Annotated in this window: 18 protein-coding genes and 1 pseudogene; 10 read left to right on the top strand and 9 right to left on the bottom strand. The window is 71.8% G+C overall.

The window, feature by feature from the left end; all coding sequences use genetic code 11:
- Positions 1 to 194 precede the first annotated feature (194 nt).
- Both PV342_RS02160 and PV342_RS02155 read right to left on the bottom strand, forming a co-directional pair.
- Positions 195 to 2363 carry an OmpL47-type beta-barrel domain-containing protein gene (locus tag PV342_RS02160; protein ID WP_400797465.1) on the bottom strand — a complete coding sequence of 723 codons (2169 nt, stop codon included), beginning with the start codon at positions 2361 to 2363 and terminating at the stop codon, positions 195 to 197.
- A gap of 47 nt (positions 2364 to 2410) precedes the next feature.
- Positions 2411 to 4891 carry a ThuA domain-containing protein gene (locus tag PV342_RS02155; protein WP_400796528.1) on the bottom strand — a complete coding sequence of 827 codons (2481 nt, stop codon included), beginning with the start codon at positions 4889 to 4891 and terminating at the stop codon, positions 2411 to 2413.
- A 201-nt stretch (positions 4892 to 5092) separates the two neighbouring features.
- Here PV342_RS02155 and PV342_RS02150 point away from each other — a divergent pair, with 201 nt between their 5' ends.
- On the top strand, positions 5093 to 6154 hold the full coding sequence (locus tag PV342_RS02150; protein WP_500315688.1) for a multicopper oxidase domain-containing protein: 1062 nt from the start codon (positions 5093 to 5095) through the stop codon (positions 6152 to 6154).
- A gap of 35 nt (positions 6155 to 6189) precedes the next feature.
- On the opposite strand, the gene PV342_RS02145 is transcribed toward PV342_RS02150, so the two are convergent.
- Positions 6190 to 8301, bottom strand: a complete 2112-nt coding sequence (locus PV342_RS02145) for a HEAT repeat domain-containing protein (RefSeq protein ID WP_500315675.1) — start codon at positions 8299 to 8301, stop codon at positions 6190 to 6192.
- A gap of 152 nt (positions 8302 to 8453) precedes the next feature.
- On the opposite strand from PV342_RS02145, the gene PV342_RS02140 reads away from it, so the two are divergent.
- Entirely contained in the window at positions 8454 to 9299 is an 846-nt protein-coding gene (locus PV342_RS02140; protein ID WP_386994272.1) for a GNAT family N-acetyltransferase, read from the top strand.
- 131 nt (positions 9300 to 9430) lie between these two features.
- Complete coding sequence (locus PV342_RS02135; RefSeq protein ID WP_500315674.1) at positions 9431 to 10240, top strand: SDR family NAD(P)-dependent oxidoreductase; 810 nt, start codon at positions 9431 to 9433, stop codon at positions 10238 to 10240.
- Between the two features lie 56 nt (positions 10241 to 10296).
- On the opposite strand, the gene PV342_RS02130 is transcribed toward PV342_RS02135, so the two are convergent.
- On the bottom strand, positions 10297 to 10773 hold the full coding sequence (locus PV342_RS02130; RefSeq protein ID WP_400796543.1) for a MarR family winged helix-turn-helix transcriptional regulator: 477 nt from the start codon (positions 10771 to 10773) through the stop codon (positions 10297 to 10299).
- Positions 10774 to 10877: 104 nt separating this feature from the next.
- Between PV342_RS02130 and PV342_RS02125 the strand changes: the two genes are divergently transcribed.
- From PV342_RS02125 to PV342_RS02110, 4 genes are all read left to right on the top strand, one after another.
- Complete coding sequence (locus PV342_RS02125) at positions 10878 to 11927, top strand: LLM class flavin-dependent oxidoreductase (protein WP_361013346.1); 1050 nt, start codon at positions 10878 to 10880, stop codon at positions 11925 to 11927.
- Positions 11920 to 12951, top strand: coding sequence for an LLM class flavin-dependent oxidoreductase (locus tag PV342_RS02120; RefSeq protein ID WP_500315673.1), 1032 nt, complete (start codon positions 11920 to 11922; stop codon positions 12949 to 12951). The genes PV342_RS02125 and PV342_RS02120 overlap by 8 nt, the downstream gene beginning before the upstream one ends.
- 32 nt (positions 12952 to 12983) lie before the next feature.
- Entirely contained in the window at positions 12984 to 13670 is a 687-nt protein-coding gene (locus tag PV342_RS02115) for an NADPH-dependent F420 reductase (protein WP_500315672.1), read from the top strand.
- 88 nt (positions 13671 to 13758) lie between these two features.
- Positions 13759 to 15984, top strand: coding sequence for a HEAT repeat domain-containing protein (locus PV342_RS02110; protein WP_500315671.1), 2226 nt, complete (start codon positions 13759 to 13761; stop codon positions 15982 to 15984).
- Between the two features lie 650 nt (positions 15985 to 16634).
- Here the strand turns inward: PV342_RS02110 and PV342_RS02105 are convergent.
- Both PV342_RS02105 and PV342_RS02100 read right to left on the bottom strand, forming a co-directional pair.
- Positions 16635 to 16899: pseudogene (locus tag PV342_RS02105) on the bottom strand (site-specific integrase); the annotation flags it as partial.
- 175 nt (positions 16900 to 17074) lie between these two features.
- Complete coding sequence (locus PV342_RS02100) at positions 17075 to 17362, bottom strand: hypothetical protein (RefSeq protein WP_500315670.1); 288 nt, start codon at positions 17360 to 17362, stop codon at positions 17075 to 17077.
- Positions 17363 to 17855: 493 nt separating this feature from the next.
- Here PV342_RS02100 and PV342_RS02095 point away from each other — a divergent pair, with 493 nt between their 5' ends.
- Positions 17856 to 18038, top strand: coding sequence for a hypothetical protein (locus tag PV342_RS02095; protein ID WP_500315669.1), 183 nt, complete (start codon positions 17856 to 17858; stop codon positions 18036 to 18038).
- A 51-nt stretch (positions 18039 to 18089) separates the two neighbouring features.
- On the opposite strand, the gene PV342_RS02090 is transcribed toward PV342_RS02095, so the two are convergent.
- Together PV342_RS02090 and PV342_RS02085 are read right to left on the bottom strand one after the other, a co-directional pair.
- Positions 18090 to 18788, bottom strand: a complete 699-nt coding sequence (locus PV342_RS02090; protein WP_391578631.1) for an alpha/beta fold hydrolase — start codon at positions 18786 to 18788, stop codon at positions 18090 to 18092.
- Between the two features lie 232 nt (positions 18789 to 19020).
- Complete coding sequence (locus tag PV342_RS02085; RefSeq protein ID WP_500315668.1) at positions 19021 to 19335, bottom strand: DUF6416 domain-containing protein; 315 nt, start codon at positions 19333 to 19335, stop codon at positions 19021 to 19023.
- A 515-nt stretch (positions 19336 to 19850) separates the two neighbouring features.
- Here PV342_RS02085 and PV342_RS02080 point away from each other — a divergent pair.
- Complete coding sequence (locus PV342_RS02080) at positions 19851 to 20381, top strand: hypothetical protein (RefSeq protein ID WP_500315667.1); 531 nt, start codon at positions 19851 to 19853, stop codon at positions 20379 to 20381.
- A 40-nt stretch (positions 20382 to 20421) separates the two neighbouring features.
- Here PV342_RS02080 and PV342_RS02075 read toward each other — a convergent pair whose 3' ends face one another.
- On the bottom strand, positions 20422 to 20805 hold the full coding sequence (locus PV342_RS02075; protein WP_500315666.1) for a hypothetical protein: 384 nt from the start codon (positions 20803 to 20805) through the stop codon (positions 20422 to 20424).
- 436 nt (positions 20806 to 21241) lie between these two features.
- Between PV342_RS02075 and PV342_RS02070 the strand changes: the two genes are divergently transcribed.
- A complete protein-coding gene (locus PV342_RS02070; protein WP_500315665.1) occupies positions 21242 to 23734 on the top strand; it encodes a SpoIIE family protein phosphatase in 2493 nt (830 codons plus the stop codon).
- Positions 23735 to 23815: the final 81 nt, after the last annotated feature.

Genomic DNA, 23815 nt, shown 5'->3' with positions numbered 1-23815 from the left:
GCGCCACCCGCACGGTCTCCTCCGGGATCTCCGCCAGCTCCACCCCACGCAACGACACGAACCCACCCCAGAAACACGACGACGGCCTGCACAACCCCACGGGGTAGTACAGGCCGCCGTCACGCATGCCCCGGATTTACCAACAGCGTCCGCGGATGCGGTGGGGGCCCCACGCGGCGGTCAGGAGTGCCGGCTCACAGCTCCTTGACGCGGATGTCGCGGTAGGAGATCACATCCGTCGTGCTGTGGACCTGGAGGCCGATGTAGCCGGTGGCGTAGCGCCGGCCGTCGGTGCCCGGGTCCCCGGCGCGCGGCGGGTTGAAGACCTGGCCGCCGACGTTGTCGAACTCGTTGATGACGACGCCGTTGCGCAGGACCGTGAAGTGCTGGCCCTCGGCGCGGATCTCGTAGTCGTTCCAGGTGCCCTTGGGGGTCACGCCGGCGCCGCCGAGGCCCACGCGGTCGAAGCCGTAGACGGAGCCGGTCTTGTACATGTCGCCGTCGGGGCGGTCGAGGATCTGGATCTCGTGCCCGTAGTTGATGGCGACCCACTCGGGCCGGGACTCCTCGGGGTGGTCGTGGACGTTCGGGAAGCGGATGAAGACGCCGCCGTTGGCGTTGCCCGTGCCCGGGGCGTCGTCGCGGAACTGCAGCTTGAGCGAGAAGTCGCCGTACTTGCGCTCCGGGAACCACAGCATGCCCATGCCCGGGACGGTCGTGCTGCTGGTGATGGCGCCCTCGCCGGAGAGGGTGAAGCGCCCGCCGCCCACCTGCTCCCACTTGGCGAGGGACGCCTCGGTGCCGTCGAACAGGTCCCGGTAGCCCTGCGTCTGGCCGGGCTTGCCGATCTTCGACTGCTTGGCGGCCTTGGTGATCTTGTTGAACTCGCGCTGGTCGATGACGTTGTCGGCGAGCAGCCGGTCGAGCACGCCGTCGACGTGCTTGAGGAACAGGGCGTGCGAGGACCAGTCCTTCTCGTCCTCGATCAGTTCGTTGATGGTGCAGCGGCTGCGGGTGAGGCGGTTCGGCACACCCGAGTCCACGGTGCCGACGATCACGGTCAGCCGCTCGTCGTACTCGGGGCAGTTGGGCGCCGGGACGCCTCCGCCCTGCGCGACGGTGAAGGTCACCTCGCGGGCCGGGGAGGTGTTGCCCGCCTTGTCCGTGGCACGGTAGGCGAGCGTGTGCGAGCCGATCCGGTCGACGATGACGGGAGCGGAGTACGCGAGGTACGGGCCCCCGTCGAGGGAGTACTCGACGCGGTCCACCCCGGAGCCCGCGTCGGTCGCGGTGACGGTCACCTTGGCGCTGGTGACGTACGCGCCGTTGGAGTTCCTGGTACCCGTCACCGTCGCCGAGGTCTCCGGCGCGGTGGTGTCCTGGGTGGGCGGTGCCACGACGGTGAAGGCGACGGACTTCACGGCCGCCGCGTTGCCCGCCTTGTCCGTGGCGCGGTAGCGGACGGTGTGGGAGCCGACCTGGTGCACCATCACCGGCGCGGTGTACGGCTGCCAGGCGGCGTCGGCCCCGATGGCGTACTCGATGGTGTTGACGCCCGAGCCGGTGTCCGACGCGGTGACGGTGACCGTGGCCATCGTCAGGTAGTTGCCGTCGGCGTCCTTCTCCCCGCTCACGGTCGCGGAGGTCTCCGGCGCGGTGGTGTCGTCGGTCGGTGGCGCGACCACGTCGAAGGCGACGGACTTCTCGGCCGCCGCGTTGCCCGCCTGGTCGGTGGCGCGGTAGCGGACGGTGTGGGAGCCGACCTGGTCGACGACCACGGGCGTGGTGTACGGCTGCCACGGGCCGTCCTCCCCGACCGCGTACTCGACCGTCCTCACACCGGATCCGTCGTCGGTCGCGGTGACGGTGACCGTGGCGGAGCCGACGAAGGCGCCGTCGGCGTTCTTCTGGCCCGTGACGTCGGCCGCGGTGGTGGGCGCCGCGGTGTCGTCGCCGCTGCCGTCCTCGGTCACGGTGAGGATGCCCTGCATCTGGCCGTGGCCGGGGATGCTGCAGAAGAAGCGGTACCGGCCGGGGGTGAGGGTCACGTCGACGGTGTGCCTGCCGCCGTTGTCGTCGCCCGGGTTGGCCAGGATGTTGAGCGGGACGTCGTGGTTGTACTCGGGGTCCGACACGTCGAAGGTGAGCGTGTGCGGCATGCCGATGTCGTTGCCGGTCGCGGCGCTGTTCTCGAAGACGAGCGTCGCCGGGCCGGCCACCGCCGTGGTCGGGAAGCTCGCGTACTGGTCGGTGCGGGAACTGGCCGTCCAGGTGAGCACCTGGGCGGCGGCCGTGGTCCCGCCGGCCGCCGCACGGTCGTCGGTGCGTCCGTACGCGACGGTCGAGGTGAGCCCCAGCACCATCAGCAGTGCGCCCAGCAGGGCCGCCAGCGGGCGTAGAGGTCGGTGTCTCACTGTGCCGCCTTCCTGGCCAGATCCGCGGCGGCGGGAGTCGCCTCGCCACCCTTGTACGTCACACGCCACAGCGCGGACTGGGAGTCGGAGGTGAAGAAGCCGCGCCCGTAGTCGAGGACGTAGAGCGAGCCGTCCGGCGCGAACTTCCAGTCCATGAGGTTGCGGATGCCGCCCTGGCCGACCGGGATGATCTTCTTCAGCGACTCGGCGGTGACGGGCAGCCCGCCCTTGCCGACGGTCTTGGGGTCGGTCAGCACCGCGTGGCGCGGGTTGTCGGCGTCGTAGAAGTCACCGACGAACCACTTGCCGTCCCAGTACCGCGGCCACGCGCCGTCGCCCGCGGTCGTGGCGTCGTAGCGGTAGACCGGGCCGTCCATGGTGGCCTGGCCGCCGCCCTTGAGCCACGGCAGGAGGTAGGTGGCCTCCTCGTTCTTGTAGCTGGGGACCCCGTTCGCGTCCCGCGGGAAGTCGGGGGCGCCGCCCTGCGGGGAGTACCAGATGGTGTTGCCGGTGACGGGCGGGAGGTTCACCAGGCCGTCGTTGTTGGGCGACTCGTTCTTCGGGGCGTCGCAGTCGTACCAGCCCAGCGGCTTGTCCGGGTCCGGCAGGTTGCGGTCCCGGTAGGGCTGCTTGTTGCCCATGCAGAACGGCCAGCCGTGGTTGCCGGCCTTGGTGATCGCGGCGAACGTGTCGTACTTCGCCGGTCCCCAGGTCGTGCTCGGTGAGCCGGCGTCGGGGCCGACCCAGCCCGCGTACAGGATGTCGGTCTTCTTGTCGACGGAGATGCGCGCCGGGTTGCGCACGCCCATGACGTAGATCTCGCCGCGGGTCTTGTCGCCGCCCTCGTCCTGCTCCTCGCCCGTGAAGAGGTTGCCCGGGGGCAGGGTGTAGGTGCCGTCGGGCTCCGGGTGGATGCGCAGGATCTTGCCGTTGAGGTTGTTGGTGTTGCCTGCCGTGCGGCGGGCGTCCGCGAAGGACAGGCCTTTGAAGTCGGGCTCCGGGTTGTTGCCCGAGTAACCGCCGCTGAAGCCGGAGGAGTTGTTGTCTCCGGTCGCGATGTAGAGGTTGCCCTTGGAGTCCCAGGCCATCCCGCCGCCGGCGTGGCAGCAACTGTGGACCTGCACCGGCCACTTGAGCAGGACCTTCTCGGAGGCGAGGTCCAGCCTGTTCGTGGCGAGGTCCAGCGTGAAGCGGGAGACGCGCCGCTCCGCGACGTGCTTGTCACGGTCGAGGCCGGAGTGCGGGGTGTAGTGGAGGTACACCCAGCCGTTGGTCTCGAAGGCGGGGTCCAGCTCGATGCCGAGCAGCCCCTCCTCGACCTTGGTGAGCTCGTCGCCGCCGCCCTTGTTGCCGAAGACGGTCAGGGCGCCCGCGAGGGTCACCTTCTTCGTCGCCGGGTCGTAGACGTGGATCTGGCCGAGTCCCTTGCCCATGTCGGGGTTGTTCCAGTCGGTCACGACCGGGGCGCCGTTGGCGCCGCCGCCGCGGCCGATGTACAGCACCCGTCCGTCCGGCGCCACGACCAGGCCGTGCGGTTCGCCGATCTGGTCCTGCTGGCCGGCCTGGTTGGGCTGGGTGACCCTCACCGCACTGTAGTTGGCGTCGATGGTCGCCTTGCAGTCGGCGCGCGAGAGCCGGGACGTCCACTGCAGGGCGCCCCGCAGGTGGTCGCGGAAGTCGGTCTCGGCGAAGGACTCCGCCGTACCGCCCATCCCCGTGTAGAAGGACCGGCCGCCGTCGTAGTCGCGGCACCAGGAGACGGGGTGGTCGACGCCGTTGGCGCCGGTTCCGGGCTTGTAGCTGCTCTCGCGGACCTTGGCGACGGTGTGCACCTTGCCGGTCGGGTTGCTCGCCCAGTTGATCCACTTGTCGGGCCGCTTCCACTCCAGCGGCAGGTCCTTCGTGGCCGGATTGATCCGGTCGGGGATCTCGACGACGGCGCGCTGGACGGCGGCCGGGCTGGTGGCCGCGGGCCGGGCGCCGATCAGACCGGCGAACCAGTCGGAGTACGGTTCGGTGCGCGCGGCGTCGTGGATGCCGAGGAAGCCGCCGCCGGCTTCCATGTAGGCCTCGAGGCCGGCCTCCTGCTCGGGGTCGAGTACGTCGCCGCCCCCGGTCAGGAAGACGACCGCGTTGAAGGTGCCCAGGCGCTTGGCGTTGGTGAAGACCGAGGCGTCGTCCGTCGCGACGGTCTTGAAGCGCCGGTCGGCAGGTCCGGACAGGCCGATCGCCTCGATCGCCTCGATGCCCGCGTCGACGGTCGGGGACTCCTCGGTGGCCGAGGCGTGGAACACCAGGACCTTGACGTTCTTGCCGCCCGGTGGGGACGGCAGGGATAACGTTGTCGGCACCGGCTCCGGATACGGTCTGGCGGTGGCGGCGGTGCCGCCCAGCAGCGATGCCGCCAGGGTCCCCGCCACCAGGGCCGCGGCCGTGCCGCGCCGGGATCTCGACCGGTGATGTGGTGCGTTCTGCATGCTTCACCCACCCTTCGTGGTCACAGCAACAGCGCCTGAAGCTAGACCGCTTTTGACGGTCCGCCAATAGCTATGGACGGGATCTCACCAACTTTGTCCCGGCTGTGGATAAACGGAGATCACTGGTCTACCGTGTGGCCGTCCCCGGGGACCCTCGCGCCCCGACCGTCTCCTCACGGCACTGGAGAGACCGGTATGGCTTTGGACAGAAGGAGTTTCAACCGGCGGCTGCTGGCCGGTGGCGTGGTCGCCGCCACCGGGACGGCCTCGCTCGCGGTGGCCTCCGTCCCCACGGCTTCCTCCGCGGAGCCCTCCCCGCCCACCGCACCGGCCGGAGGCCAGGTGCGCCACCTCAAGCTCTACGCCGAGCAACTACCGAACGGGCAGATGGGCTACGGCCTGGAGAAGGGCAGGGCCACCGTGCCCGGCCCGCTGATCGAACTGGTCGAAGGCGACACCCTGCACATCGAGTTCGAGAACGCCTCGGACGTGGACGCCAGCCTCCATGTGCACGGCATGGACTACGACATCGCCAGCGACGGCACCCGGATGAGCCGCAGTCACGTCGAGCCGGGCGGCACGCGGACGTACACCTGGCGGACCCACGCGCCGGGTCGCCGCAAGGACGGCACGTGGCGGCCGGGCAGCGCGGGCTACTGGCACTACCACGACCACGTCGTGGGCACGGACCACGGAACGGGCGGGATCCGCAAGGGCCTCTACGGGCCGGTGGTCGTGCGCAGGAAGGGCGACATCCTGCCGGACAAGCAGTTCACGATCGTCTTCAACGACATGACCATCAACAACAGAACCGGCGCCGACACCCCGAACTTCGAGGCGACGGTAGGTGATCGCGTCGAGATCATCATGATCACGCACGGCGAGTACTACCACACGTTCCACATGCACGGTCACCGCTGGGCCGACAACAGGACGGGCCTGCTGACCGGCCCCGACGACCCCAGCCGGGTGATCGACAACAAGATCACCGGGCCCGCGGACTCCTTCGGCTTCCAGATCATCGCGGGCGAACACGTCGGCGCCGGCGCGTGGATGTACCACTGCCACGTCCAGAGCCACTCCGACATGGGAATGGCCGGTCTGTTCCTGGTAGCGAAGCCCGACGGCACGATCCCCGGCTACGAACCGCACCATCCGGACCACGCCGCGGGGGCGGCGAAGTCCGGGAAGAGTGGCGCGAAGACGCCCTCCGGCGGGGAGACACCCTCCGGCGGGGAGCACGCGCACCACAACATGGGGTGACGCGCGGGTCGCGGCGATGAGGCCCTCTCCGGGCCTCAGGACAGGCGCGCGAGGACGGTGCGGCACATCCGCTGCAGGTCCTCGTCGTGCCCGACGTCGCGGAACCGGCCACTGCGGCGGGTGCGGGTCAGCTCCTCACGGACGTGGGGCAGGGCCTCACCCGCGGCCGGGCCCATCCGGTCGAAGCAGGCCAGTACGAGGTTCGAGGTCGCGTCGTTCTCCTCCCAGGCGGCGAGGAGGGTCCGCACCACCACGGGTGCCTCGGCCGGGCCGCCGATGTCCCACAGGGCGCTCGCGGCATGGGCGCGGGTCCACTCGTAGTCGGCGGTCAGCATGTTCCGCAGGCGCGGCAGCGCCCGGGCGGCCGGCGGCCCGATCCGGGCGAGCGCGTCGGCCGCCTCGCGGTTCCCGTGACCGTCGAGGAGGCCGTCCAGCAGGGGCACCACGGTGGCCGGATCCCCTTCCGCCGCCCACAGTGTGGCCGCGGCGGCCGTCCGGACGGAGGGGTCGTCGGCCTGCGCCAGCACCCGCACCGCTTCGAGGGCGGGTGCGGCACCGGTCCCGAAGGCGGCCAGTGCCTTGAGAGCGGAGGCGGTGGTGCGCCACTGCCCGTGGCGCGCCGAGGCCGTGGCCATCGCGGTGATCGCGGGTACGGCGGCGGGATCCCCCAGCCGGGCGAGGGCGGAGAGCAGGGCGTTCGTGCTCATGTCCGCCCATTCCGACGACGGGTCCTCGGCGGTGAGGTGCCGGCACAGTCGCGGCACCAACTGGTCGGCCGCTGGGGCGAGGTGTCCTGCCACCTGCACGGCGCGCCAGGCGTCGACGCCACCGTCCAGTGCCGTCAGCAGGCAGGGCAGGGCGCGCATGTCACCGAGGCGGGCGAGGGCCATGACGGACTGCTGGTGCGCCCGGCGCAGCAGTGGGCAGGGCGCGGCCCAGACCTCCGGTCCGTGCGCGTCGCGCAGGGCGAGGACGTACGCGGCGAGGGCCTCGCGGGCGGGTTCGGCGATCGGGCTCAGGGCGCCGAGGGCCTCGGCCGCTTCGGCGGCGGTGTACGAATGGCCGGGGAGCAGGCAGCCGGCGAGCTGCGTGACCAGCGCGGAGTGGTCCCCGCGCCAGGCGCCCATGAGTTCCTTGGCCATACGGATCGCGTCGTGGCGGACGGCCGGATCCGGGCTGGCGATCTGCTCGGTGACGAGCGCGCTGCGATCGGCGACGCGGAAGTCCAGCACCTTGTGGAAGGTCCGCAGCAGGGAGGTGAGCGGGGAGTGCGTGCGGTTGTGCCGGTCGAGGTCCTCGAACGCGGCGACGACCTGCGGCGGCGCGTTCCGCGACGCCTCCGCGGGCGCTTCGGGTTCTTCGGGCGCGGTGCACCGGCACCCCCCGGTGCCGGAGCCGGCGGCCCCGTCTCCGGTGCCGGTCTCAGGGGCGGGCGTGCTCAGCCGCAGCAGGCCGACGGCTCGGGGCATGGTGCCGGCGACGATCCGCTCCGGGGCGCAGCGGGCGCCGTGGACGAGGGCGGCGAGCCGGGTCGCCGGGTCCACCGCCTCGTCGGAGGCCACGGCGTCGAGCCAGGCGGTCGCGGCGTCCCGGGCCGCCGGCAGTCGCAGCGCCAGCGTGGCCGTCGTCTCGACGAGGAGCAGCCGCTCCTCGGTGCCGTCCTCGGCGGGCAGGCGGTCGCGCAGCAGTGCGGCCGCCCGGGCCGCGTCGTCGACGAACAGCCCCAGCCCCTCGATCGCCGCCCGGCGCACCAGGCGGTCGTCGTCGCGGGCGTAGGACACGAAGGCGTCCGCGCGCTCGCGCACCACGACCGCGCTGCCCTTGTAGTCCGGGCCGTCCACGTAGTCGTACCCGCAGCGCTCGACCGCGTGCGCCCCGATGCTGACCAGCAGCCGCACGATCGCGGCCCGGTCGGGCGTGGCGGGGTCGTCGGCCAGGGCGAAGAGGAAGGGCAGGCTCGCCGTCGTGCTGGCGTACACGTCTCCCTGGTGGTGGACGGCGCTGTAGAAGTGGCTCACGGCTTTCCGGCGGGTCTCGGCGTCCGGGGAGGCCATGTCCCTCAGCCACACCGGAACCTCATCTGCCGCGCCGTAGGCGTGGTGCATGGAGGACCAGTCGATGGCGTCGAGTGCTCGTTCGTCGATCATGGGCGGCACTCTGCCGCAGGCCACTGACACCGGCGCCGGGACCGGAATCCCGTACGTCACTTTGTCGATATATGATCCGCGCGGCCCCTCCCCGGTGGGGCAGTGTTCCGGCCCGCGGGCGACGCGCACCAGAGAAGAGAGCCAGGCCTCCCATGAACGCAGTGGTCCCCCCGGCGGTCGCGGAGCGGTCCGAGGCCGAGGCGCTGTACCGGTTCGAGACGGAGGTGCCCGACTCCGTCCGGGCGGCGCTCGGGATGAACGCCGCGCGGATCGGCGGCGGCGTCGTGCTGTCGATGCGCGACGACCCCACCCGTTTCTGGAGCAAGGCGCTCGGCTTCGGTGTCACCGCCCCGGTCACGGCCGAGGTGATCGGTGCGGTCTGCGACTTCTACCGTTCGGAGGGGACGTCGCAGGCCGTCCTTCAGATCGCGCCCGCCTTCCTCCCGGAGGACTGGGACGACATCCGCGCCCGCGAGGGCATCACGGCGGGCTCGTCCTGGGTGAAGCTGGTCTGCCCCGTCGAGGAGGCCGTGGCCCGCGCGCGGGCGCTGGAGCCGCCGGCCGGGATCCGGGTCGCCCCGGTGGAGGCGGACCAGGCCCAGGAGTGGGGCGCGGTGGTGACCCGGGCGTTCGGCATGCCCGAGGAGCACTACGCCCGGATGACCGCGGCCTCGGTGGGACGGCGCGGGTGGCATCCGTTCGCGGCCCTGCTGGACGGGGAGATCGTCGGCACGGGCACGATGCACGCCGATGGCGACGCGGCACAGTTCTTCGCCGGCGCGGTGCTGCCGCACGCCCGCAAGCGCGGCGGCCAGACCGCCCTGCTGGCCGCCCGGGCCCTGAGGGCGCGGGACCTCGGCTGCCGCGTGCTGGTCGCCGAGACCGGCGCGGAGGCACCCGGCACCCGCAACTCCTCGCTGCACAACATGCTCCGGCTCGGCTTCCAGGTGGCGTACGAGCGCCGCAACTGGGTCTGGCGGTCCTCGACCGGGGCCTGACGCGGCGCGGCCGGTCGCGAGGCCGCGACGCGAAGGCCGTCCGCGGGGCGCGGCAGGGCTTCCCGGCCCGACCATGGGAGGACCGGGTCCGCACGACAGGACGGGTCCGGCCCCTGACCCGGAAGGTGCCCATGGCCCATGAACACGCAGACCGCGTTCGCGCCGCGCTGATCACCGGCGCGTCCTCGGGAATCGGGCGCTGCTACGCCGAGCAATTGGCCCGCCGCGGCTACACGCCGGTCCTCGTCGCCCGCCGCGCGGACCGGCTGGCCGCGCTCGCCGAGTCCGTCCGCCGGGAGACCGGTCTCGAGGCGACCGTACTCGCCGCCGACCTGGCCGACCCGGACGACCTGGCCCGGGTGGAACGGGCCGTCCTCGACCACGACAGCCTCGCCGTGGTCGTCAACGCGGCCGGGCTCGGTGCCCTCGGGCCGCTGCGCGACGCGGCGCCAGGGGACCTGGACCGCCTCGTCGCGGTGAACGTGCTCGCGCTGACCCGGCTGTCCCGGGCGGCGCTGCTCGCCTTCGACCGGCACGGCTCGGGCACGTTGATCAACGTGTCGTCGATCGGCGCCTTCCACGCACCGCCCGGCGGCACCGCGTACGCCGCGAGCAAGGCCTACGACCTGCACTTCTCCCGGGCCCTGCAACGCGAGGTCGAGGGCAGCGGCATCCGCGTGCAGGTCGTGCTGCCGGGCCCCGTGCGCACCGAGTTCTTCGAGGCCTCCGGCGTGGACTCCTCCTTGTTCCCGCAGGAGTCGTTCGTCGACGCCGGCGACCTCGTCCGCGCCGCGCTCGCCGGCCTGGACATGGGTGAGCTCGTCTGCATCCCCACCCTCCCCGACATGACGGCCTGGGAGGACGAGGCCGCGCGGGGGCAGGCACTGCGGAACGCCGCGGGCCTGCGCGGTGTCATCAGCGACCGCTACGCCCGGCCCTGACCAGCACTGACCGGGCCTGACCGGGCCCGGCCAGGCCCGGCCAGGCCCCGACGGCCTCAGGAGGGGCCGGAGGCGGTGTCCAGCCGGGCGCGCAGCGCCTGGGCGATCGCTCCGGCGGCGGCCAGTTGCTCCGGCGTGAGGGCGTCGACGAACATCTCCCGGACGGCGCCGAGGTGCGGCAGTGTGGCCAGCCGGAAGGCCTGGGCGCCGTCGTCGGTGAGGACCGCCTCGGCGCCCCGGTTGTCGGTGGCGCACTCCACGCGCCGGATCAGCCCGCGCCGTTCCATGCGGCCGAGGTGGTGCGACAGGCGGCTGCGTTCCCAGCCGATCACCGCCGCGAGTTCGGAGGAGCGCAGGCGGTGGCCCTCGGCCTCGTGCAGCGCGAGCAGGACCGCGTAGTCCCCGGGGGACAGCGCGGAGTCGCTCTGCAGGCGCGACGCGAGATGGGAGCGGAGCCGCTCCGTGGTCTCGATGAAGTCACGCCAGATCCGGAGTTCTTCGGTGGTGGGCAGCGGCCCGTGTCTGCGTCCCATGAGCACCCCTCTGTTTGACACGTCAATCATATCGATGCATGCTTGACACGTCAATCACTTGGCCGCCGGGCGCGGAGCCGTTCCGGAGGCGACAGGAGGGGACCATGACGCCCACTGCCTTCGAAATGGGCCTGAACTCGTTCGGCGAGATCGCGACGGACGACGGCCGCGCACTGAGCGACGCCGAGACCGTACGGCTGCTCGTCGAGGAGGCCGCGCTGGCCGACGCCGCGGGGCTCGACGTCTTCAGCGTCGGCGAGCACTACCGGCCCGGACACATGGACACCGCCACCCCCGTCCTGCTCTCCGCGATGGCCACCGCCACCGAGCGCATCAGGCTCGGCACCTCGGTGACCGTGCTCAGCACCAACGACCCCGTGCGGCTCTACCACGCGTTCTCCACCCTGGACGCGGTGTCGGACGGCCGCGCGCAACTCGTCCTCGGACGGGCCTCGGTCACCGAGTCGTTCGCCCTGTTCGGCCACGACGTCTCCGACTACGACCGGCTCTTCGACGAGAAGCTCGACCTCTTCATGCGCCTGCAGCGGGAGGAGGAGGTCACCTGGTCCGGCACCGTCCGGACCCCGCTGGCCGGCCAGCTGCTGCGGCCGCGCATGCGCAAGGGCGGCATCCCCACCTGGATCGGCGTCGGCGGCAGCCCCAACTCCACCCTGCGCGCCGCCCGCTACGGGCTGCCGCTGATGCTGGCGATCATCGGCGGCCGCCCGCAGCGTTTCGCGGGCCACGTGGACCTCTTCCGGCGCGGCCTCCAGCAGGCCGGGCACCCCGTCCAGCCCATCGGCCAGCACTCCCTGGGCCTCGTCGCGGACACCGACGAGGAGGCCGTCGAGACCTGGTGGCGGTACTGGGAGCCGGTCATGACCGCGCTCTCCGAGGAGCGCGGCTTCTACCGGCCCTCGTACGAGCGCTACCTGGCGGAGGTCGCCGACGGCGCGCTCTTCGTCGGCTCCCCCGCGACGGTGGCGCACAAGATCGCCCGGGTCGCCCGCGACCTCCACCTGAACCGCTTCGACCTCAAGTACGACATCATGCACCTGCCCCGCCAGGCCCGCGCCCGCACGATCGAACTCCTGGGCCGGGAAGTGGCGCCGATGGTGCGCGAACTGCTCACGAAGGAACCTGCTGATGTCTGACCTCGTCTTCGGCCTCGACACGTTCGGCGACGTACCGGTGGACGACACCGGTGCCCCCGTCTCCCACGCGGCCGCCATCCGGCAGGTCCTCGACGAGGCCGTCGTCGCCGACCAGATCGGCGTCGACGCCATCGCACTCGGTGAGCACCACCGCCCCGAGTACTCGGTGTCGACTCCGGAGACCGTGCTCGCCGGCATCGCCACGCGCACCGAGCGGATCAAGCTCGGCTCCGGCGTCACCGTCCTCAGCTCCGACGACCCCGTCCGCGTCTTCCAGCGCTTCTCGACCGTCGACGCCCTCTCCCAGGGCCGGGCCGAGGTGATCCTGGGCCGCGGGTCCTTCACCGAGTCCTTCCCGCTGTTCGGGTACGACCTCAGCGACTACGACGTGCTCTTCGAGGAGAAGATCGAGCTCTTCGCGAAGCTCCTCGACGAGAAGCCGGTGACCTGGAGCGGCACCACGCGGGCCCCGCTGCAGGACGCCGACGTCTTCCCGAAGACCGACTCCGGGCGGCTGCAGACCTGGGTCGGCGTGGGCGGCTCGCCCCAGTCGGTCGTCCGCACCGCGCGCTACGGATTCCCGCTGATGCTCGCCATCATCGGCGGCGCCCCCACGCGCTTCGCGCCCTACATCGACCTGTACCGGCGCGCCGCGGAACAGTTCGGCACGACCGCCCACCAGGTGGGGATGCACTCCCCCGGCTTCGTCGCGGACACCGACGAGGAGGCGCGCGAGGGGTTCTGGCCCGGCTACAAGGTGATGCGCGACCGCATCGGCAAGCTGCGCGGCTGGCCCCCGGTCCGCCGTGAGGAGTACGACGCCGAGATCGAGCACGGCTCCATGTACGTCGGGTCGCCCGAGACCGTCGCCCGCAAGATCGCCCAGGCCGTCGGCGACCTGGGGGTCGGCCGGTTCGACCTCATCTACACCGTGGGCCCCCAGCCGGTCGGCGCCCGCATGCGTGCCGTCGAGTTGTACGGCACGAAGGTCATCCCCATGGTCCGCGACATCCTCGCGGGCTGACGCCGAAGCTGACGCAGGAACGGAGAGAAGCGATGGACACCGAGGGCGTGCGCACGATCGGCATCCTGGGCGCGGGCAAGGTCGGGACCGTGCTGGCCCGGCTGGCCCTGGCCGCGGGCCACCGCGTGCTGATCGCGGGCTCGGGCGACCCCGCCGCCATCGCGCTCACGGTGGAGGTCCTCACCCCGGGCGCGGTCGCCGTCACCGCCGCCGAGGCCGCCGCCCGGGCCGACCTCGCGGTCCTCGCCCTCCCCCTGGGCAAGTACCGCACCATCCCGGCCGAGGCGCTGCGCGGCAAGCTCGTGATCGACGCGATGAACTACTGGTGGGAGGTCGACGGCATACGCGACGACCTCACCGACCCGCGCACGTCGTCGAGCGAGACCGTGCAGGCCTTCCTGCCGGGTTCCCGCGTGGTGAAGGCCTTCAACCACATGGGCTACCACGACCTGGAGGACGGGGCCCGGCCCGCCGGGACGCCCGGCCGCAAGGCGATCGCCATCGCCGGCGACGGCCCCGGCGACCTCGCCGAGGTCGCCCGCCTCGTGGACGCGCTCGGCTTCGACCCCGTCGTCGCCGGACCGCTCGCGGAGGGCGTCCGTCTGGAACCGGGCACCGAGCCCTTCGGCGCCAACGTCGACGGCGCGGAACTGCGCGCCATGCTCGACCGCTTCCCGCGGACCGACCGCGGACGGACCGTCGCCGAGGCGCGGGCGTAGGCACCCGAGTGCCGCCGGGCCCGGGCGGGAGGCGATCGCCTCCCGCCCGGGCCCGGAGTTGTCGGACCCTCGTGTCACGATCTTCAGCATGGATCTCGGCACCGTCTTCGCCGGTCTCGGCCGGATCGCCTGGCCGGAGCTGCACCACGCCTACGGCCCCGCCGATGATGTCCCCGACCTGCTGCGGGCGTTGGCCGCCGCGGACGAGGAGTCCGCGGAGGAGGCCGAGCAGGAGCTGTGGAGCAGCCTCGTTCACCAGGGCACGGTGTACCGGGCGACGGTTCCTGCCGTGCCCTTCCTGGCGCGCCTCGCGGCGGCGGGTGTGCGCGGCGCGGAACTGCTGGGCATGCTGGGCGCCATAGCCGAGAGCACGGACGAGCACGATCCGGAACGGCCGGGCGCAGCACGTGCGGCGGTCATCGCACAACTTCCGCTCCTCCTGCCCCTGTTGTCTGACGCCGACCCCGAGGTGCGGCAGTGTGCGGCCTGGGCGGTCGCCCAGTGCGGGTCCGGGGCCGGAGCGGACGCGCGGGCGGCGTTGCGCTCCCGCTGGACGGTGGAGACCGATCCGACGGTGCGGGCGGACGTGCTGACCGCGTGTGCCGCCGTCGACCCGGGCGCGGCGCAGGAATGGTGCGCGGCGGCGCGGCGGACGACGGAGCCCCCGCAGGTGCGGGTGGCGGCTCTGCTGGCGATCGTGGACACAGGTCAGCCGTGGAATCGCGACTCGGCCGCCGTCGTGGCGGAGTTGTCGCCGCTGGAGCCGCACACGGCGGGCGGCCAGTGGGAACGCGAGGCTCTGGAGTACCTGGTCACCGGACTCCACGAGCGTGGGGACGCCGACGCCGCGATCGACGTCGCCGTCTCGGCGCTCGGCCGCGCGGCCGAAGCCGTTCGCGCCGGTGCTCACCCCAAGGAGGCCGCCCAGGAGGCGACATGGGCGGCCGAGTGCCTCGCGCTGCGCTCGAGGACCGCCCCGGCACGGCTGCTGCCCGCGATGCTGCCGCTGCTCGACCACCCGGACACCGCGGGCGACGTCATCGACGCGATACGGGACTGGGAGGTACCCGTGCCGCAGTCGGTGCCTCCACTGGTCCGCATGGCCGAAGGGGCGGGAGAGCACGCCGACCGTGCGCTCGCAGCCCTGGTGAGGGTGGGCGCGCCCGAGGCCGCGGACCTCCTGGCGCGAGGGATCGAGGACCGGCCGCGCGCCTTGAAAGCGGCGTTCGATCGCACCACTCAGAGGCCTCCGGCTCCGCTGCCGTGCACCCAGGCGCTGCTCGACGCCGTCCGGGCCCGGCTCGCGGCCCGGACGGACGGCGCCGCGACGGCCGGCCCGCGGCAGTCGCTGGTGGCCGGCGGCCTCGCCGACGTCAACGAACCGGTCCACCTCGCGGGTCTCCTGGCCGGTTGGGGCCCGTCCGCCCGCGCGGCGCTGCCCGAACTGATCGCCGCCCTCCCCCATCACACGTTCACGACCGGCCGGACGCTCGCCGCCGTCGCCGACGCCGGGCGCGACCCGGAGGTGGTCGCCGCGCTCAGGGCCCGCACCGGAACCGGGTCGGTGCCGGACCGGCAGGCGGCCGCGGCCGCGCTCCACACGCTGACGGGCGACGCGACCGCGCTGCTCGCGGTCCTGGGGACCGCCCTCGACGAGCCGAACGGTCCGCGCGACAACTGCCTCCGCGCCGTCGCACCGCTCGGCGAACAGGCGCGTCCGCTGCTGCCCCGTCTCCGGGCGCTGCTGGCCGAACCGGTGGAGAACCGCTCCACCGTCCCCGCGGCCGAGGCGGCGCTGACGGCGGCCACCGTGATCTGGGAACTGACGGGGGATCAGGATAGCGTGCTGCCCGTCGTCCTGGAAGGCCTGGCCTGGGCCGAGCAGCCCTGGGGCGACCGGGTCACCCAGCGGGCAGCGGAGGTCGCGGCCCTCGTCGGCCCCGCGGCGCGGGCGGCCGTACCGCGGTTGACGGCGATGCTCGACCACTCGGACACGGCCGCGGCCGCCGTGCGCGCCCTGGTGGCCCTGCACCCCGGCAGCGACCGCCCGGCCGGCGTCCCGCTCACCGAACTCGCCGAGCGCGTCCTCCCCTCGCTGGAGCCGGGCGCGTATCTCAACTCCGCGCTCACCGCGCTGAAGGCCCTGGCCGCCCTCGGCCCCACCGCGTTCACCCCCGCCCAACTCGAGCGGATGCGCCGACTCGCCGACGGGGAAAGCCGCATCGTGGGATCCGGCATACAGACCGACATCATCCGCGACGACGAGGAGTTCCGCGCCGCCGCCCGTACCGTCCTGGCCGGCCTGACGCCCTGAACGTCCCTTCCCCGTCGGGCCACGGTCCTCATGGCGCGACTCACAGGAACAACGACAACGGCAGGAGGAGCAGGACGGCGACGACCGACGCGACGCAGACGCCGAGCGTGCGGGTGCGGGTGGCCTGGGCGACCGTGTCGGCGCCGATCATCAGCGGGGCCCAACGAGACCCTGGGCCGCGCGACACCGTGGTAGGTCGCCTTGTCGAGGCGCTGGGCCAGTGCGGGGTTGTCCACAGGCACCCCGGATCGCCTGTGACAGATCGCTTGGCTCGGTGACAGCAGCGAGTCCCGGCGTGGCAAGCGTGTACGGCAGTGAAGTACGGCAGCCGCAGCAACCACTGTTGCCCACCGGCGGCCTCAGGCGTCCTCGCCACGTGCCCAGCAGACCTCGGGGGACCGCCATGCCCGTGGATCGCATCGAGAGCCTCACCAGCGCGGAGCCCGTACCACTCTCGTGCCGGAGGCCGCAGGCTACGATCAGCTGCGGGAGCCCTGTTCTGGCGGGCCTGGGACTGATCTTGGCTGCGCTTGTGATTCGCCGGTGGCGTCGTCATGCAGTCGCCCGTATTGAAAGCGAAGCGGCTCGGGCCGTCTGTGGGCCGTCCGAGGCCGCTTGACGGAAGTCGAGGCTGACCAATGACGGCGCATGGCGCGGCCGTGCCGGGCGTCGCGCAGCCGGATCAGGCGAAGGCCGGCGTTTCCCGCCACGCGCGTGAACGAGCAGGACGGGTTCCGCGGCTCCACCGGGCACCCATCGCGGGTGGTGAGACGTGGTCGCTCTCGGTCCACTGCTCCCCCGCACGCTCCCGCGCGGGCGCCTGACGCATCCGCTGCCGCCGCAACGCGCCACGCACATCGCCGGCGAGAAAAGCGACCGCTTGCGGCGGCTGCCCTTGGGACCGTCGTCGTAGACCTCTCTATGTTCGTCCGGTCCGGAGGTCGACGGCCCATGTGCCTTGAGTGGCGGGAAGAGCCGTACCGGCTCCCGGCACGGAAGCCGAGGCCCCGCATGGCGGGCGGGTCGCACAAGGCAGCCAGGTGACCATTTGTCAGACACGCCCCGGTCTGGGGACCCTCCCGCGGCACGCCTAACCGAGCACAAGCGCGAGCACGCTGAGTGCGATCAGGCCGGCCGTGAGCAGAAGCGCCGTTGCCGAGACAACCACGAAACAGAGGGCGACCCTGCCGTTCCCCACACGGTCGGGAGTCGACACGTTGACGGGTTCCCGCGGATCGTAGACCACCCCGAGTAGGCCCCCTGGGGGGACGGGCGGCACGTCGAACGGGGCAACCGTCGTGCGTACGCCCTGGCCGCCGTCCGCCGTGAACTTGATCGTGAGTGTGAAGTTTCCGTTCGGCCCCCCTGCGATGTTCACGCACTTCGCCTGAGTCCGGACCCCGCGCTAACGCAATGCGCGGCCTCCCCGGAAGATGCGCCACGAGAGCCACAGGACAAGAGCGGACACAACCGCCAGAATCATCAGACCGAACACTTCATCCCCCCAGATGCCGACCGACGGCCCGCCCCAACGGCCCGGGAACGCACGCCATGCGGCAACCGCGCATCACTCTAGGGCCGTTGATCCACGCAAGTCACCTCGACGTCGACTCCACGGTCTGCCGGGCCCATCAACACGCGACAGGAGCCCGCAAATGGGGCAAGCTACAGAAGGAGCCGCCCGGTGGTGTCTTCGGACGGTCCTGGAGCGTGTCCGGGTTCCCCGCCCTGGTCCAGGCAGTCCCCGAACCCGGCCCCGGCGGGTACGGGCGGACAAGGCCTGTGCGTCCCGTGGCAACCGGGCCTACCTGCGCAGGCGCGGCATCCGCTGCACCATCCCCGGCAAAGCCGAGCAGGCCCCCAACCGCACGATGCGAGGATCCCGAGGCGGTCGGCCTCCCGCATTCGACCCGGTCGACTACCGGGAGCGCCACGCAGTCGAGTGCGGCGTCAACCGGCTCAAGAGGTATCGGGCCGTGGCCACACGCTACGACACGTTGCAGGTCCGCTACGAGGCCACGGTCCTCGTAGCAGCCATCAACGAATGGCTGTGACCAGCACATGTGATACCCGCTCAAAGGGAGCGCGCAGGCATGGACCTGCAGTTACTCCCCGGCTGCGTCAAGCAGGATCTGTGCCAGCTCGCGCGGCTGGGAGAACATCGGCCAGTGGCCGGTGTCCATCTTGACCAGCTGCCAGTACTCGCTGTTCAGCAGTTCGGCCACGTCGTCGTCGAGCTCGGCCCCGGCGAGCAGACACTGGATGTACGTCGCCGGAAGGTCACCGAGCAGCCCTGCCAGCAGGGCGGGCTCGGTCAGCGTGGCGCCCGGGTGCGGCGTCGAGCCACGCACGAGACGTGCGATCTGCTCATCGGTGAGACCCTCGCCGTCGTAGTGAGCTGCGGGCACGAGCGGCCAAAACCCTCCGTTTTCGGCGATCGATGCCTTCACCCCCGCCCCGCCGTCCGGCCAGACGGAGGCAAAGGACTCGCCATCAGTCGGAACACTGGAGTCGACGAATACCACGCGGGCCAGCCGGTCGCCGATCCGCTCCGCGGCCTGACCGACCGGGATGCCCGAGTAGCTGTGACCGACCAGGACGACGTCACACAGACCCTGGCGTTCGACCTCGGCAACAATGTCCTGGACGTGGGTCTGCTGCCCTGCCGGCACACCCCGCTTGTCAGCAAGGCCGGACAGCGTCAACGGGTAAACGCCGTGGCCGGCCGCACGCAGATACGGCACCACCTCGTCCCACGCCCACGCCCCGAGCCGCGCACCTGCAACCAGCACGAAATTCGCCATGCCCGCACCGTAGCGGGGCAGCCTGACGATCGCCCTGGAAATACCTTCGATGCACGCCCTAGCGGGCCTCCTCAACAACCGAGTGCCCTCCCGGGGGCCGCCTCGGGCAGTGGAAGGGCACTCGCTGGTGACCGAAGCCGACAACCGCCGACAGCCCAGCAGCAGCTCAGAGCAGTGATCGATCCGCTGACCGCAGGTCACCGCCACCGGGCGTCGGTTACGGCTGTGGAAATCATGTGGCGTCGAGCTGAGCGGCCAAGAACACCGCTGCCACCGAGGGGCGGACCGCGTACGTTGCACCCACGCTCCCCTCCGGAGCCTCCCACCAGTAGAACGGAAGTCGCCGCTCACTGTTGCCGTGTCCCTTGCTCATCCCGGACAGCACCCCCGCCACGCGCCGAGCCGGATCGCTCTCGTTCGGCCCGCCCAGGGCCTTGTCCACCAACTCCGTGCAGTGGATCGCGCGACCAGGGTTGCGCAGCAGGTACTGGAACACCTGCCAGGCCTGCGGCGCGAGTTCGGCCAAGAACTTCGCGGCGCGCTCCAAGTCCTGCGGACCCCACTCCGAGTCTCGGTAGTGCCCTGCTTCACCAGAGTGCTTATCCCATCGTGGATCAGCCTCAGTCAGATACGCCGTCATGCCCGCCCCCAACACTTCGCCTGTACGTGCGCGTCGTACGCACCGTACAGATCCGCCGGGACACTGCGTGCCGAATCCGTGTCGATCTTCTACCGGCAAGCAGTCCAGCTGAGGAAACACACGGGTCGAGAGGAGGCGAGATGGTGTCACCCAAGGAGGGGTTCAGGGGGTTCGGTGTCGAAGCTCTGCGCCCGCTCACACGGACTCGGGACGCCAGCGCTCCGCGGCGCGGGCTCGCCCCACGCCGTGCGCGTCGAGCGTCTACCGCTTCCCGCCCATCCCGTCCAACCCGGCACCGATCTCCCGGGTCCGCCGGGCAGGGTCCGCCCTCTCGGCCCGGGCAGGGACGAGGTGGAGTCCGAAACTCGATTGCGCCTGTGGCATGCGCATGCACAAGGATGTGCGCATGTTGCGACCCGCGCGTGCGCTGCTCCCTCTTCTCCTGCTGCCACTTCTCCTCACAGGGTGCGCCACGGACCAGAGCGGCGGGACCGCCGCCGACAGCACCGACCTCGACACCGCCGCGCGGCGTCTGGGGCGTCGCGCCGGGACTCGTCTACGTCACCGAGGTCTCCGGCTACACCGTGTTCCAGCAGTCGGTCGGCGAGTACAACGACGAGTTCTCCGCCGCGTATCGGACCGACCAGGGTGCCACCGCGTTCGGCCTCTTCGTGCGCCGCGGCACGCTGACTGCGCAGAGCTGCACCGAGCAGCCGCTGGGCGAGGTGTCGGACAGGCAGGTCACCTGTGAGCAGGACGGCGACGCCTGGTATCGCACGGCAGGCGACAGCCACGAGTACGCGGTGCCCGCCGGCGGCGTGGTGATCCACCTGATCGCCGACGTGGACAAGGTCGACCGGGCCATTCTGCGCAAGGCGGCCGAGGCGGCCCACCGCCCGGACGCCGCCGAATTGGCCGCACTCCTGCCGACCACCGACGGCGCGGACGTCTGAGAGGACGGCATGAAGTGGACTGCCCGCCCGACAGGCAGCGTCACCCCAGGTGCAGGAAGCTCCGCACGTCGTCATAGCCGTCCAGGGCCCGACCGTCCACGTCCGACGGGTCCCCCTCGGCCCGCGCCGCCAGCGAGGCCGCGAGTGCGAGGGCCTCATCGCCGAGTCGGCCGAAGCGCCGAGCGGTGTGGCCCAGGCACAGGCCCGCCAGCCCGAGCAACGGACTGCCCGGCACAGCCCGCGTCCCGACCTCCGTGCACCAGTGCTCGACGAACTCCCGGTCGTCGTCGTTCAACGCACTCCCGACCAGGACACTCGCTGCCTCGGTCTCGTGCGAGCGGTCGCCCAGGGCCCGCTCCAGCGTCTCGACCACAACCTCGTGAGGCAGCGCGGGAGGGTTCCGGAAGCTGCGGTGTGTATGCACCCCGCGAGACTACGCGGACCCGCAACACCGACATCTGCCGCTCCGCACCGGACCGGGGCGAACGCTGCCTGTGATGCGGCGCTGGCGACCAATCCGGCCGCAGCCACGCCTCAGACCGGTTTCCGGACGGCCGGGTGCGCGGCGACCAGGCCGGACAGGGCATACGCGACCGTCTCCGTCCCGGCCGTCGCCGCCGTCGACGCCAGGAGTCGGACAGGCCCCGGATCGTACGTACGAGGCAGATTGTCGGCGGGGGAAAGCCGAACGGGGCAACCGCTCCGCGTACGACCTCGCCGTCGCCCTGGTGCTCGCCGGGAACGTGCCTATATGTGGCTTCTGTCACAAAAGAGCCGGTTGCTTGGTCTGTCAAGTAACCGGCGGATTTTTGACCGTCCACCGCGAGACCGACCCCACCCCAGGCAAGGACGACGGTTCGATGACCACGAAGAGCTTCGAGACTGTCTCGCTCGGTAAGCGATCGAACAGGCTCGAGATACCCGACACGGCGATCGCCATGCTCGACGAGCAGGGAACCGTCGTCGGATGGACGCAGGCCGCCGAACACCTCGTCGGGCACCTGGCCGGATGTGTGGTCGGCCGGTCGGCCGCACTGGTGCTGCCGCTGTTCGGCGAGCGGCAGCGCACATCGGACTTCGTCAAGCACTGCCGTGCGCAGAACGGCTGGTCGGGGACGACGGCGGTGCGTCACCGGGACGGACGCGTGATCGAGGCATGCCTGCGGATCACGATGCTGCGCGGTCTCGCCGGAGCGGTGCGCTGGTTCGTCTCGCTGGTCGACACCGGCACGCTCTCCGGTGACGCGATGAGCAGCCTGGTGAGTGGACCGCTTCTGGGCCGCGCGCCGATCGGGGTCGCCGTACGCGACCCGCAACTGCGCTGCGTGTTCGCCAATGACGTGATGGCGGAGCATGACGGTATCCCGTGCGACCAGCGGCTCGGACGCCGGCTGACCGCGGTGGCTCCCGGCCCCCGGGCGGAGGCGCTCGAGGCCATGACGCAGCAGGTGCTGCTGAGCGGCACCACGAAGGTGTACGAGTACCGGACATGGCTGCCGGTGGGCAAGGGCCATGGTTACCCTCTCGCGGCCTCGTTCCAACGGCTCCAGGGCGCCGACGGTGCATCGCTGGGGGTGTGTCTGGTCAGTGCCGACATCGCCGAGAGCCGTCTGATGCGGGAGCGCCTCGCCGTGGTGGGCGGGGCCGGAACGCGGCTCGGCGGGACGCTGGACGTGATGCAGACCAGCCAGGAGCTGGCCGACATCGCGGTACCGCTGCTCGCCGACTTCGTCGCCGTGGATCTGGAGCAGTCGGCGCCGTCCGGTGACGGCTCGCCCGCCCGTACGGGGGCCGCGGGCGAACGCCGGCCCGCTCTGCGCCGTGCGGGGCTGGCCTCGATCCATGAAGGGACCCCGGAGTCGCCGTGGGTGCGCGGGGGACCGGTCACGGTGCCGGCGTCGTCGCCGTTCACCGAGGTCCTGAGCACGGGAAGAACTCACCTGGAGCCACTTCTGGACACCGCTCCGGGGATATGGATGGACCAGGTCCCAGCGATTCGGGACAGGGTCCGCGCGCACGGGGTCCACTCCCTGATGGTCGTCCCGATCCGGGGGCGGAACGCCCTCCTGGGTGTGGCGCTGTTCCTCCGCACCACGGATCCCACGCCGTTCCAGGAGGGTGACCTGCTGCTGGCCGAAGAGCTGGTCGGGCGCGCCGCGCGGGCGCTGGACGTCGCGCGGCATTACGCGCGCGAGCAGGCCGCGGCCCTGACCCTGCAGCGCAATCTGCTCCCCCGCAGGCTGCGGGGCGGCACGGCGGTCGAGGCCGCGTCGCGCTACCTCCCGGCGGACCTGGACCACGGGGTCGGCGGCGACTGGTTCGACGTCATCCCGCTCTCCGGCGCCCGCGTGGCCCTCGTCGTGGGCGACGTCGTCGGGCACGGTCTCCACGCCGCCGCGACCATGGGCACGCTCCGCGCCGCCGTCCGCACCCTGGCCGACATGGAGCTGCCACCCGCCGAGCTGCTGTCCCGCCTCGACGACACGATCCAGCGACTGGTCGAGGAGGAGGACACCGAGCCCGCGAACGGGACGGCGGCGGTCGTGGGGGCCACGTGTCTGTACGCCGTCTACGACCCGGCCACCCGCGTGTGCACGATGGCACGGGCCGGGCATCCCCCGCCCGCGATCGTCGACCCGCAGGGCCGGGTCACCTTCCCGGACCTGCCCGCCGGAGCGCCGCTCGGCCTCGGCCTCGGCCTCGGCGACCCGTTCCAGTCCGTGGAGCTGGAGCTGCCCGAGGGAAGCCTCATCGCCCTCTACACCGACGGCTTGGTCGAGTCCCGCGACCACAACATCGAGGAGGGGATGAACAGTCTGGGCGACGCCCTCGCCGAGCCGGACGGATCCCTGGAGGACCTCTGCGACCGTGCGACGCAGTCCGTCGCCGGGCAGGTGTCGTGCGACGACGTCACCCTGCTCCTGGTTCGGACCTGCTCACTCGGCACCAGCCGGTCGGCCTCCTGGACACTGCCAAGTGACGATCATGCCGCGAGCGAGGCCCGGCAGTTGGTCGCCGGCCAGATGGGCGCCTGGGGTCTGGACGGCCTCATGGACTCCACCCAGCTGATCGTCAGCGAACTCGTCACCAACGCCGTGCGCCACGGATCCGGCGCCGTCACCCTGTGCCTGAAGCGGCACGCCGTCCTGACCTGCGAGGTGTCCGACACCAACGTCTGCGCCCCGCGGGTGCGCAACGCCGGCATCAAGGACGAGAACGGCCGCGGCCTGTTCCTGATCGCGCAGCTCTCCCGCCGCTGGGGGTCCCGGCCTGCGCCGGGCGGCAAGGTCGTCTGGGTCGAGCAGGACCTGCCCGGTGACTCCGGCGACCCATCACGTCTGCGGGCCGCCTGAGAGGGCGCCGGCCTCGCGGAGGAGTCGCTCGATCCGGTCGAGGTGGCGATGTCGTTCTCCGGCCGCTCCTCGGGGGTCCAC

The sequence above is a fragment of the Streptomyces sp. PA03-3a genome, assembly GCF_033792735.1.
Classification (GTDB): domain Bacteria; phylum Actinomycetota; class Actinomycetes; order Streptomycetales; family Streptomycetaceae; genus Actinacidiphila.
The sequence above is the reverse complement of the archived record's forward strand: the minus strand, read 5'-3'. Positions and strand labels throughout refer to the sequence as shown.